The 13,401-nt window shown below is 36.8% G+C and carries 9 protein-coding genes; 4 read left to right on the forward strand and 5 right to left on the reverse strand.

Translation table 11 applies throughout. The annotated features are described in order from the left end of the window. The first annotated feature begins 9 nt into the window (after nt 1-9). On the forward strand, nt 10-1,149 hold the full coding sequence (locus M0D58_RS02440; RefSeq protein WP_248393427.1) for a hypothetical protein: 1,140 nt from the start codon (nt 10-12) through the stop codon (nt 1,147-1,149). Between the two features lie 312 nt (nt 1,150-1,461). Next, nucleotides 1,462-2,640 (forward strand): aminotransferase class V-fold PLP-dependent enzyme, encoded by a 1,179-nt coding sequence (locus M0D58_RS02445; RefSeq protein ID WP_248393429.1) that lies wholly within the window; start codon nt 1,462-1,464, stop codon nt 2,638-2,640. A gap of 164 nt (nt 2,641-2,804) precedes the next feature. On the opposite strand, the gene uvrA is transcribed toward M0D58_RS02445, so the two are convergent. Further along, nucleotides 2,805-5,597 (reverse strand): excinuclease ABC subunit UvrA, encoded by a 2,793-nt coding sequence (uvrA, locus tag M0D58_RS02450; RefSeq protein WP_248393430.1) that lies wholly within the window; start codon nt 5,595-5,597, stop codon nt 2,805-2,807. 350 nt (nt 5,598-5,947) lie between these two features. Here uvrA and M0D58_RS02455 point away from each other — a divergent pair, with 350 nt between their 5' ends. Beyond that, entirely contained in the window at nt 5,948-7,759 is a 1,812-nt protein-coding gene (locus M0D58_RS02455) for a TonB-dependent receptor plug domain-containing protein (protein ID WP_248393431.1), read from the forward strand. 75 nt (nt 7,760-7,834) lie between these two features. After that, complete coding sequence (locus tag M0D58_RS02460; protein ID WP_248393432.1) at nt 7,835-8,557, forward strand: DUF2490 domain-containing protein; 723 nt, start codon at nt 7,835-7,837, stop codon at nt 8,555-8,557. Here M0D58_RS02460 and M0D58_RS02465 read toward each other — a convergent pair. From M0D58_RS02465 to M0D58_RS02480, 4 genes are all read right to left on the reverse strand, one after another. After that, nucleotides 8,554-10,608, reverse strand: coding sequence for a M48 family metalloprotease (locus M0D58_RS02465; RefSeq protein ID WP_248393433.1), 2,055 nt, complete (start codon nt 10,606-10,608; stop codon nt 8,554-8,556). The two genes, M0D58_RS02460 and M0D58_RS02465, sit on opposite strands and share 4 nt — an antisense overlap. A gap of 6 nt (nt 10,609-10,614) precedes the next feature. Beyond that, the gene (locus M0D58_RS02470) at nt 10,615-11,061 is read right to left on the reverse strand and encodes a phosphohydrolase (protein WP_248393434.1); all 447 of its coding nucleotides are present in this window, start codon (nt 11,059-11,061) and stop codon (nt 10,615-10,617) included. 104 nt (nt 11,062-11,165) lie between these two features. Beyond that, on the reverse strand, nt 11,166-11,447 hold the full coding sequence (locus M0D58_RS02475; RefSeq protein WP_248393435.1) for a hypothetical protein: 282 nt from the start codon (nt 11,445-11,447) through the stop codon (nt 11,166-11,168). Between the two features lie 157 nt (nt 11,448-11,604). Then, complete coding sequence (locus tag M0D58_RS02480; protein ID WP_248393436.1) at nt 11,605-13,383, reverse strand: acyl-CoA dehydrogenase family protein; 1,779 nt, start codon at nt 13,381-13,383, stop codon at nt 11,605-11,607. Between the last annotated feature and the right edge of the window lie 18 nt (nt 13,384-13,401).

Genomic DNA, 13,401 nt, shown 5'->3' on the forward strand with positions numbered 1-13,401 from the left:
ATATTGAATATGATACAGCCTATTAAGCATTTTGCCATCAATTGGGTTGACGGGATGAAGGTTTCCCAGAGACATCTTAACGATCAGGATAATTTTTTAATCGATACCATCAGAGATTCCAGTTCATTGGGAATCACCGCATATAACTATGGGCTTCTGCCTATTTCAAACGAATTTACAGACCGTAGTATTTTTGATGTCCACAATACTGCTACTAATGATGTACAATTGGTCATCAAGCGTTGCAGCGCAGTAACACTTGCCGGTTACAGAATTGAACTGATTGACAGAAGGGTAAGTGTAAAATCTCTCGCAAAACTCATGAATGACGAACAGGCAGATGGCGATTACTATATTTTAATTTCCGTAAATCCTTTTGATAAAGTGCCTTTTGGAGATATTGACCCCGAAGAAATTCCGCCGCGTCACCCGAATACACAGCCGAACCATCACATTGAACTACTTCCCGTAACATCGCTCAACAGCAGCTATTCCGGAGGAAATTACCTTATCATTGGCAAAGTAGATCTCAAAGGAAATATTGCCCAGGTAGATTCTAACTTTATCCCGCCATGTACTTCGGTTCAGAGCCATCCCGCACTGCTGGATTATTACAATACTTTTGCAAAGTCCGTTGGGAATCTTCAGCAATATGCCTTTAAAATCATTCAGAAAGCATCGCATAAAAACCAGAATACGGCTTTGGCGCAGAACGTTAAGTTTTTATGCAATACCATGATCAATACATTTGGGGATATGTATTTCCAGTTCAGGAATATTACACCATATCAGCCGCCGGTATTTCTGATTGAATCTTTTGCAAAGCTGGCACTGCGTCTGTACAATGCAACCCAGGTCCTTGTTCCGGCTGAATTGGAAGAAATGCTGAACTACAGTCTGGAATGGAGCGAAATTGCACCTCACACTTTACTGAATCAGCTGTCAATTGTAGCAGAAACCAATTACGATCATCACAACTGCGGCGAACCGTTGATCTATATTCAACAAATGCTGAGAAGCCTTGAAACAATTTTCTCCAAATTAAGCGAACTTGATTATATCGGTCAGCGAAAAGAAAATATAATTGTTAATGAGCAGGAAGTATCCAACAATAACAATCCTAAAAGAGGCTGGAGTGTTTTAGATTAATGCTGAAATATTCTTTAAAAGATAGTGATCCCGAAATTTGTTATTCGGGATTTTTTATATAAAAACTTGTTTTAAACTTTCTATCTAACCACAAAGACCAAAAAGATTATTTTAAAGTTCTTATTAGATAAATAATGTTCTCAAAGATAAAAATCAGAGATTTTTAAAAACTGTTGTCCTCTTTATCTTCATATTAATTAACTTTAAATATTAAAATATCTAAATCTTTTGCATCTTTTGCGGTTAAATTTAAAATCAGCTTAAACAGTTAAACAAAATTACAATCAAATAAGATTAAAATCATTTTTACAAATGAATACAGAAAAAATACGACAGGATATCAGGGGGCTTTCGGACGGAAAAATTTTTCTCAATAATGCAGGATCGTCTTTAATGCCATCAATCGTACTAGATGCAATGAAAGAATATCTTGAACTGGAAGAACAGATAGGAGGATATGAAGCTGCAAACAGAAATGCAGAAGCTCTGGAAAAATTCTATGATGAAACGGCCAGATTGATTAATGCAAAGCCTTCCAATATTGCTTTTGCAACCAGCGCTACCGAAGCTTATGCTAAAGCTTTATCCAGCATTATGTTTGAAGAAGACGATGTTATCATTACCACTGCAGACGATTATATTTCCAACCAGATTACTCTTATCTCACTCCAGAAAAAATTAAAGGTAAATATAATAAGAACTAAAAATCTTTCCGATAATGAGCTGGATCTTGAAGACCTGGAAAATTTAATTAAAAAATACAATCCGAAATTAATTGCAGTTACTCATATCCCGACAAATTCGGGATTAATCCAGAATGTGGAAGGTGTCGGAAGACTCTGTAAACAATATGATGTTTTGTATCTGGTTGATGCTTGTCAATCGGTAGGCCAGCTTGCTGTAGATGTTAAAAAAATAGGCTGTGATTTCTTATCGGCAACCGGCAGAAAATTCATGCGAGGACCAAGAGGAACCGGCTTTTTGTATGTTTCAGACAAAGTCTTGGAACAGAATTATGCACCGCTACTCTTGGATATGAGAGGTGCAGACTGGACGGAGTTTAACAATTATGAGCTATTTAAAACAGCAAAAAGATTCGAAAGCTGGGAAATTTCATATGCCTCGTTAATGGGCTTTACAAAAGCTTTACAATATGCCAACAATATAGGATTGAACGCGATTGAACATTACAACAGAGGATTGTCTGTAAGATTAAGGGAAAACCTAAGAAACAGCGGCTTTAATGTCTGGGACTGGGGTGAAAACCTTAGCAGCATCGTCACTTTTTCCGGTCCGGACGGTGATCTGGAAAAAATTCAGCATGTTTTGAAAGAGCATAATGTTTTCTTTTCAGTAACGCATAAAAACTCCGCTTTAATAGATTTTGCACGGAAAAATATTAATGGTATTGTACGGTTGTCACCGCATTATTTTAATACCGTTGAAGAAATTGATGTTGTCTCTAATGTTCTAAAAAGAGCTTTTTTTTAGATAGAATGAGGCTTCGACAGGCTCAGCCTGACAACGCTTAAACAATATCCTAAGTATTTCGTAATGTCTTCATGAGCTTGTTGAAGGATTAGTTGTAAGATAAATATTTTTCCTGCGCTAAAGTAATCACTCATAAAAAAGAGAGCCTTTCGACTCTCTTTATATTATTGTTCCAGCTTTTCCTTAATGTATTTTGCCGTGTGCGATTTTTTATTTTTGGCAAGATCTTCAGGAGTTCCTGTAAATACTACTTCACCGCCGTATTTTCCTGCTTCCGGACCGATATCAATGATATAATCGGCGGATTTTATAATATCCGGCTGATGTTCAATCACAATTACCGAGTGGCCAAGATCAATCAAAGCCTGTAACGATTTCAGTAATTTTTGAATATCATGGAAATGCAGACCTGTGGAAGGCTCATCAAAAATGAAAAGCGTCTTATCCGTTGTTACTCCTTTCACCAGGAAAGATGCCAGCTTTACACGCTGCGCTTCTCCGCCCGAAAGAGTAGAAGAACTTTGTCCCAGCTGCAGATATCCCAATCCGACTTCCTGTAACGGCCTCAGTTTGGTTACAATTTTATCTTCATGATTGTCTTTGAAAAATTCCAGCGCATCATCTACGGTCATGTGAAGAATATCGGAAATATTTTTTTCATCATATTTTACTTCCAGAATTTCACTTTTAAAGCGGGTTCCTTTACAAACCTCACATTCCAGTTCGATATCTGCCATAAACTGCATGGATACATTGATTACCCCTTCTCCTTTACACTCATCACATCTTCCGCCATCAACATTAAAAGAGAAATGTTTCGGTTTGTAACCCATCATTTTTGCTACTTTTTGCTTGGCAAACAGGTCCCTGATGTCGTCATACGCTTTAAGATACGTCACCGGATTGGAACGTGAAGATTTCCCGATCGGGTTCTGATCGATCAGTTCAATATGTTTGATGAGTTTTTTAGGAAAGTCAACAGAGTCATAATCTCCTTTTTTACCGCCCATTCCCAACTGAATCTGGATGTCATTTGTAAGAATTTCCTTCATTAAGGTAGACTTTCCGCTTCCTGAAACTCCGGAAATAACAACAAGATTTTCTAAAGGAACATCTACATCAACATTTTTAAGGTTATTCTGACGGGCTCCTTTAATGTGGATCCACTCTTTCGCTTTCCTGCGCTCTTTAGGAATTTCTATTTCCAGTCTTCCGGTGAGATATCTGGAAGTTAGCGTATCTGCACTTTTCAATTCTTTATAGTCTCCTGCAAATACAAGTTCGCCTCCCAAATATCCGGCTTCAGGACCGATATCAATAATATAATCTGCAGCTCGCATTACATCTTCATCATGCTCAACAACTATTACGGTATTCCCGAGATCACGAAGATTTTTCAGAACGCCGATCAGGTTTTCCGTATCTCTTGAATGCAGCCCGATAGACGGTTCATCAAGAATATAAATAGAACCTACCAGTGAGCTTCCAAGGCTCGTTGCCAGATTAATCCTCTGGCTTTCACCACCTGAAAGTGTGTTAGAAGTACGATTCAGCGTTAAATATCCCAATCCAACCTTTAATAAAAATTCAAGACGGGTGGTTATTTCATACAATAATCTTTTGGCTACTTCCTGATCATGATCGGAAAGTTTTAAGTCTTTTATTAAAGAAAAAAGTTCATCTAAAGGAAGTTCGATCATCGACTGGATATTATGTCCGCCAACTTTTACCCAGCTGGTTTCTTCGCGCAGTCTTAATCCTTCACATGTAGGGCAAAGCGTTTTTCCGCGGTATCTGGAAAGCATTACCCGATATTGTATTTTGTATAAATTTTCTTCAAGCATCCTGAAGAAATTGTCAATGGATGGGAATGTACTTTTTCCGTCACCTTTCCAAAGGTATTTTTTCTGCTCTTTGGTAAGCTGGTGATATGGTTTATGAATCGGGAAGTCTTTGGCCTTTTTAATAAAGTCTTTTTTCCACTCGCTCATGCTTTCTCCTCTCCAGGAAGCCACCGCATCCTCAAAAATGGAAAGCGCCTTATTCGGAACTACGAGATCTTCATCAATTCCGATTACCTTTCCGTATCCTTCGCAGCTAGGGCAGGCTCCATAAGGATTATTAAAGCTAAAAAAATGAACATTCGGCTCCAGAAATTCTATTCCGTCCAGTTCAAATTTATTGGAAAACTCTTTTACTTTTCCGGTATCTGTATTCTTCAGGTAACAGTATCCGCGTCCTTCATAGAAAGCCATCTGGATAGAATCTGCAAGCCGCTGCAGGAAACTTTCATCTTCTTCATAGGAAAAACGGTCAATCACAAGATTGATTTCCATATTTTTTTCCGGAGTAAAGCCAAAACTTTCGAGATCTTCTATTCCGGCTACATTACCATTGATTTCAAGCCTGGTAAATCCTGCTAACTTCAGAACATTAAGACTTTCAGCAAAATTATCGGCATCATAATCCAAAGGAGCCGTTAATAAAAATGACGAATCCTTTTTGGATGATTTAATAAAATCTACCACATCAGAAACCGAATCTTTCTTTACTTCTTCTCCGGAAACCGGTGAAAATGTTTTGCCGATTCTTGCAAAAAGCAGCTTCAGATAATCATAAATTTCCGTTGAAGTTCCTACTGTAGACCTCGGGTTGGAAGAAATTACTTTCTGCTGGATAGCAATAGAAGGGGCAAGACCTTTAATATCATCAACTTTCGGTTTTTCCAGTTTACCTAAAAACTGTCGTGCATAAGAGCTGAGACTCTCTACATATCTTCTTTGTCCTTCCGCATAAATGGTATCAAAAGCCAGTGAAGATTTTCCGCTTCCGGACACTCCTGTAATGACAATTAATTTATTTTTCGGGATAAGAACATCAATGTGTTTCAGATTGTTAAGATGTGCGTTCTTAACGAAAATCTGTTTTTTAATATCTATATCTGTTGTTTTAGCCATAGTGAAATTAAGACTAACAAAATTACGAAATTTTGGCGGATTTGTTAGGGTTAATGAGATCCAAATTCTCTAAAGGATTTTTTGAATATTTTTGCATGTATTTAACATAATTTTATTTTAAAAACATTGCATACTGTTATAAAATTATTTAACATTGCAGCATCAATGTAATTAGATATGAGAAAGTTCTTAAGAGATCTGATTGCACATTTGATGAGAAAAAGATAACAACGATAATTCCAAAAATGCAGTTTTTAGAAGCTGCATTTTTTTATGACAACTATCATTTGTAAGTATTCGTGAACTCCATTACTTTTGGCATCACAAATAATTAGCTATAAATCTGACATATGATACGAAAAGCAGGAAGTATTTTTTTTCTCGCAACCTTATTTTTTGCACAGGCACAGGAAAAGTCTACCGATATTGAAGCCATTGAAATTCAGGGAAAACTTTTTTCCACCCCATACAAAAGTGCCAACCAGAATATCTCGGTGATCACCAGAGAGGAAATTATTAATTCTCCTGCGAAAAGTATCGATGAAATCCTGCAGCAGGTAACAGGAATGGATATCAGAAGGCGAGGGGCCAATGGAGTGCAGAGTGACATCGGTTTTCGGGGAAGCTCTTTTGAGCAGGTTCTTTTGCTTCTTAACGGAATCAGGATGAATGATTCCCAGACCGGCCATAATTCGATGAACCTTCCTGTCGATCTCAGTGATGTAGAAAGAATTGAGGTGATAAAAGGTCCTGCAGCAAGGCGTTTCGGGCAAAATGCCTATGCCGGAGTCATCAATATCATTACCAAAGTAAATCCTGGAAAAAGGGTGAAAATAAATGTTGAAGGCGGAGATTATCAAACCTATGAACTTGGATTCAACGCGCAGGTTGGAAATGAAAAATTTTCCAATTCGTTACAGGCTAATTCTTCCGGGTCGCTAGGCTATATGTATAATACGGATTATGAAATCAGGAATGTTTTTTATCAAAGCAAACTGAATATAAAAGACGGAAATATAAGGCTTCAGGCAGGATTTTCAGAAAAAAAATTTGGGGCTAACGGATTTTACGCTTCAAAGGCGGCAACTGAGCAATATGAAGAAGTGCAGGCTTCCGTGATCAGCCTTGCGCATCAGCAGACCTTTGGAAGATTAAAATTAAATTCAAATGTATATTGGCGAAGAGGTCAGGACATGTATTTATTTAACCGACAGAAGCCTGAAATTTACCGCAATATGCATATCGGAAATAATGTGGGAGGGGAAGTCAATTCAGGCTATGACTGGTCACTTGGAACAACAGGAATTGGTGTTGAACTAAGAAAAGAATTTCTTGCAAGCAATAATCTGGGAGAAAGAAACCGTTTTGTTTCTCAGGTGTTTTTCGAACATCATTTTTCACTTTTAGACCATAAACTGAATATCAGTCCGGGAATATCATGGGCCAATTATTCTAATGAAGGAAACTTTTTCTATCCGGGACTGGACATCGGATACAGCTTTAACCAGAATAACAAAGTATACGGAAATATTGCCAAGGTACACCGTATTCCGACCTTCACCGATCTTTATTATACAAGCAAAACCGAACAGGGAAATCCTGATCTTCTACCTGAAAATGCAGTCTATGCAGAAATCGGGTACCAGTTTCAGACCAAAAATATTTTAGCTAAAGTAAGTGGTTTTTTAAGAGATACCAATGACGCCATTGATTGGACAAAGATGAAACCTGAAGACCCGGTATGGTATGCCCGAAACATAGGAGAAACCACGGTAAAAGGTATTGAGGTAGAATTCAATCACCAGTTGAAATACTGGCTGAAATATACTATTGGCTATACCTACCTTGATAACAGATTAAACAAGCCCGCAGATTTTTCGGCAAGATATTTATTAGATAATTTAAAGCACCAAATTATCGCGAAACTAGAAACACGCTTCCTGAAAAATTTCACGAATGAAGTGGTCTATCGTTATAACGAAAGGCTGAATAACGGCAGTTACAATCTGGTAGATGATAAATTAAGTTTTGTTAAAAAAGATTTCTCCGTATATGTTTTGATTAATAATTTAACAAATACCTCATATACAGAAACATTCGGTGTTGAAATGCCACAAAGATGGTTTCATATAGGATTATCTTACAATTTTAATATTAAATAATTGTTAACTATTAATGAATCAAAGTTAATATTAACAAATTGTTAATTAATTTACATTTGCAAAAATTTTTTTCAGATGAAATTGTCATTCGGTTTAGGTTTGGGGTTATTTTTAAGTGTAATATCCCTCAAAGCACAGGAACATATTTCCAGCTTTAATGCATTGACCATTACCTATAAATTTCATCCGAAGTTTTTTCTATACGCTGAAGGACAATCGAGAGGAATCCAGGAATACACGTATCCGGATTACTATGAAATAAAGGGCGGACTGGGTTATAACCTTACTAAAAATCACAAGCCTTTTATCGGATTGGGAAGATATGCCACTTACAAGGACCAGAAAATTAATAAAGAAGAATTCAGGGTCTGGCTTCAGGACGTCATTGATTTTAAAAAAGGCATCGTGAAATTTGAAAACAGGCTTCGTGCGGAAAAAAGCTGGTTCTATGAACCTCAAACCGACAAAAGCTCTGAAAGAATGCGCTACAGATACCGTCTGAACATAAGTGTGCCGCTGAATGCAAAAGAAGTGAAAAAAGGCACTGTTTTCGCCAATGTGTATGATGAAATTTTCCTTGTAAGCCCGATGAAGCCTACTTTCGCCAGGAACAGGGTATATGGCGGTTTCGGCTATCAGATTGACGACTACTTCGGTGTTCTCGGCGGTTATTTATGGCAGAGGGAATTTGAAGCTTCGGGAAATAAAAATTTCCACTTTGTATACCTGGCTTTAAACGTTAATATCGACGGGACGAAGCATCCCAAAAAGACCTATGACTTCCCTGGCGCGGATTAATTACCGTTCTTTTTAATGTTTGCCTGAAAATCAATAAGCTGGTTTTTATAATCACTGTAGGATTGATTCAATATCATACGGTATTCATTAATAAAGGTAAATATCATGTCTACTTCTTTCTGAATATACCGGTCATTGTTGAAATAAATATATTCCGATTGAATAAAGTTATTCATCAGCTCTTTGTTTTCAATTGTCAGAAGCTCTTTATACGCTGATTTTTCAACAAATTGTTTCACAGTATCTTTAAAGGGTTTTTCGTTTCTCAGCAATGTAGATCTGTGTTTTTGGATTTCTCCGACAGGCAAAGTAACCAACATAAACTGCAGGTATGGGATAAACTGGCTAACGGCATTTTCAAACGTGTCATATTCTCGGTCCAAAGAAGCGAATTTAATATACATTTCTTTAAGGATTTCTTTATCAGCATCATTTGCAATATTGTAATAATACCTGAATATCTTAAAGTCATTATCTGCCAGTCTGTTTTTCAAACTTTCCGCTTCCTTGGTAAGAGCCGGAATTAATTTTTGTGCATTTTTTGATTTATACAAGGTTCCATTGTATTTGAATGTTTTTATCGCTTTTGGATTTGCAGCAATCTGACTCAGCGTAAAAAGATCCGACTCGGCTCCGTTTTTTTCGGATATCAATGAAACCATTTCAGGGCTGAAGAGCTCGTCATATACTGAAGTTTCCGAAGAGTGGAGTAAGTCGTCAATGTTTTCCAGAATAGGATTATGATTTTCGTAATAGCCGTTAAAATACATACTTACCTTCTGAAGAGGATATTTTTCATTGTAAAGCTGAATAAAATAGTCATTATCGCCGATTACCTCGCCTACATTTTTAATGTTATTAAGCGTAAGATATTTATTCGTTAATATTTTACCGATTTCATCATAACCGCGAATTAATGTTTTTGCAAGCTCATTATTTTCGGGACTGTTTTTTGTTCTATTTTTCCGAATCATTTCGATTCTTCTTTGTGTTTCGGGATGAGAAGCCCATTGGTCCTCAATTTCGATTTTTGTTCTGTTATACCGTGTCAAATCATCTTCTTCGATGACAGGCAAACTGTTTCTATAAGGATGGTTATTTCTCTCACTGAAAAGCTTCATTAAAGCAGTCTGATTTGCAAAAAGGTTTTCCGGGAGATATTTTCCGTTACTTTCGGTATAAAAATTAAAAGAACTGATAAAAGCAGCATTGCTGATATCCAATCTCAGCAGGGACGAAATCTGCTCTTTAGGATTGGTAACATATGTGGCAACGGCATCAGCGTGGAATTCCATTTCCCTTCTGAGAGAGGCATTATTTTTAAAAATAAAATCCGAAAAAAACTTAAGAATATATTGAAAGACGCTGATAAAACCTATGGAGATCATTCCCGAAAGCTGAAACGCCCAATATCCTGACCCGTTTTTAATGGTTTGCTCATAATCCCTGTTGTTGTAAACAGTATCAAAAATAATTTTTTCAGCCTGGTTAACATATCCGCCGACTTTCATGCTCTTTTGTGAGAAATGCCCGAATTCATGGGCTAAAATAGCTTTAAGCTCTCCAACTGTAGTGGAATTTACCAATCCGATTCCAATAGTGAGATTTTTTTTAACGGGAAAAAACATACTCCAGAAAAGAGAATTATAGCTTACGCTTGCATTCACATCAGGAGATAAAAATACTTTTCCCGGCATTTTTACAGCTGTTTCGGCAACAATTTCATCAATAATGGCAAAAAGCTCAGGTTGCTTTTTTCGGTCAATTTCAATGAGATGACGGGTACTATAATTGTTTTTTATGAAAATAAATTTGATAAGGAAGTAAAATACAACCAAACCTATGCTGAATAAGCCTAATGCAAGAACAATAGTCAAGTAATTGGCATATAAGGTAATGATTTTTACCGCACCGTATCCCAATAAAAATATTAATGTCAGAGACACAAGAATGAGCAGAAAGTATACAATAAAAAATACGGAAATTGATACAATAGAAGAGATCAGCTTAGCACGGTAAGCAGAAGAAATAGGAGGAAGGTTATTAGTCATTTTTATCTAATATTTTTCAATCAGGTAATGGTAAGCTTTAAGATATTTGTTAAATCTTTTGATGTCTTTAGGAGTCAGCTCTCGGTTTACTCTTCGAAGATCCATATTATCCCTTAAATCATTAAGTTTTACGGCAACGGCTAATGGTGAACGCTCGGTTCTTCTTACAAAATCATCATACTCTTCATCCGGGTCAAACTTAGTAAGGCAGCTGATCGCAAAAATGATATATTCCGGAAAGCCTTCGCCACGCAGATAATCCAGGCTGAATTCCTGTGGATGGTCTTCAACAACATCATGGAGAACACCTACGATTTTTTCATCCAACGTTTTTCCGTATTCCATGACACGCATGACATGGGCAATATATGGTGCATGGTATTTATCCGTCTGTCCTTTATGTGCCTTGTCGGCTATTTTTATTGCTCTGTTGAGCAGTTCTTCTTTTGTCATCGTTAATAAGTAGAGTACAAAAATAAAAAATGCCTCAACATCTGAGACATTTTTTTAATAATAATTTCGTGTAATAAGGATGTCTTCCTGAATTTCAAATATAATTATTTATTATCCGAACCTTTTTCAGGTATTATAGAATTAAGCATCTTATAATCCGTAGTATCTTTTCTTTTGTCTTTGAGGCTGGAATATACCGACTCATCAGGTTTTGCAGAAGGCATTTTGTATATTTTTCTTTGAGGATCAGCCGGCTTCCTTTCTTTATCGGGGAAATAAGACTTCTTGTGTTTCGTAGTATCAGAAGGTATCAGAAGTTTCTTTTCTTTTTGCTGTCCCGAAGCAGACACTGCAAACAATATAACCGGAATTACTAGTATTTTCATCAGTAAAAATTTTTAATATTAAACTATAATTAGGCATAGTAAAAACAACTTAAATCTTATTTTTATTACATTCTACACTTCATTTTGGTATTCCTTGTTGCAATAAAAAAGCGTCTCAACATTGAGACGCCTTGAAATCAAATTTATATATAAAAGACTAATAAGCTCCTTTTTCAATATAATGGGCAGCAATTTTTTCTGTTAATGCCACTACATTCGGATGGTTGGTATATTTTGTAAACCTTCTTAATCCGGACAGCATCATTCTCTGTTCATCGCCTTCAGCGAAAGAAACAATTCCTTCTTTTGCTGCAGTAATGATTTTTTCAACGGCTTTGTAAAGATTCAGCTGAGCCATTGCTGCTTCTACAGAATCCGGTGAGAAATGTTTTTCGGCTCTCAACACTGTAGATTCTGCCATATAGATCTGGTTAAGAATTTCAGAGGCATTCAGTAACAAATGCTGCTGTTTTTCAATATCCATCATATATTTCTGAAGCGCAGCACCTGAAACCATTAAGAATACTTTTTTAAGATTGGCAATGATTGCTTTTTCTTCACTCATAAAAGCAGAGTAGTCAGGAACCTCAAACGACGGAATTCCCATCAGTTCTTTGCTGATTGCCATCGCCGGAGACAATAAGTCTAATTCTCCTTTCATTGCTCTTTTGATCAGCATTCCAACGGCAAGAAGTCTGTTGATTTCGTTGGTCCCTTCATAAATTCTTCCGATTCTTGCATCTCTCCATGCAGATTCCATTGGAGTATCTTCTGAGAATCCCATTCCTCCATAGATCTGGATTCCTTCATCTGCTGTATTTTGAGTAAGATCTGAAACAAAAACTTTAAGAATCGATGCTTCTACCGCAAACTCTTCAACACCTTTTAATTCAGCTTGCTGATGATCCATTCCGCCTGCAACTAATTCTGCAATTTTATCTTCAACATTTTTTGCCAAACGGTAAGATCCTGCTTCGCTTACAAAAACTCCGGTTGCCATTTCTGCAATTTTCTTTCGGATTGCTCCGAAAGTTGAAATAGAAACGCCAAATTGTTTTCTTTCATTTGAATATTGAATAGAGTGGTTTAAGATCCTTCTTTGTCCGTCAAGATTAGCTGCCGCCAACTTAATTCTGCCAACATTCAATGCATTTAGAGCGATTTTGAAACCATTATTTCTTTCACCCAACATATTTTCAACAGGAACTTTCATATCATTGAAGAAAACCTGACGGGTAGAAGACGAACGGATTCCTAATTTATGCTCTTCCTCACCGAAAGTTAAGCTTTCAGGATTTTCAAGTTCAGAACGGTTGATGACGAAACCTGTGATGTTTTTATCATCATCTATTTTAGCAAATAAAGTGAATGTATCCGCAAAACCTGCATTGGAAATCCACATTTTTTGTCCGTTGATGATATAATGTTTTCCATCCTCAGATAATTTCGCTCTTGTTTTTCCAGAGTTGGCATCAGAACCGGCATCGGGTTCCGTTAAACAATAAGCTCCGAATTTCGTTCCAGTAGCCAGATCCGGAAGATATTTCTTTTTTAATTCTTCACTTCCGTAAAGGAGGGTTGGAAGTGTTCCGATTCCAGTGTGAGCTCCGTAAGCTGTTGCTAATGAACCATTTCCTCCCGAAACATAGTCGCAAGCAAGCATTGTGCTTACGAATCCCATTCCAAGACCGCCGTATTCTTCAGGAACGGTGATTCCAAGAAGTCCCATTTCTCCAAGTTTACGCATTGTTTCTTCTGTTAATGCATAATCTTTTTTCTCAAAACGATCATGATGCGGAACGACTTCTCTGTCTATAAATTCTTTCGCAGAATCGCGAAGCATTTTCTGTTCTTCATTCAGTTCTTCAAGACTGAAGATTTCGTTTGCAGGAATTTCTTTAATTAAGAATTCACCACCTTTTACTATATTTCCCATTTAATACTTGATTTTTAT

Source organism: Chryseobacterium nepalense, assembly GCF_023195755.1.
GTDB classification, from domain to species: domain Bacteria; phylum Bacteroidota; class Bacteroidia; order Flavobacteriales; family Weeksellaceae; genus Chryseobacterium; species Chryseobacterium nepalense.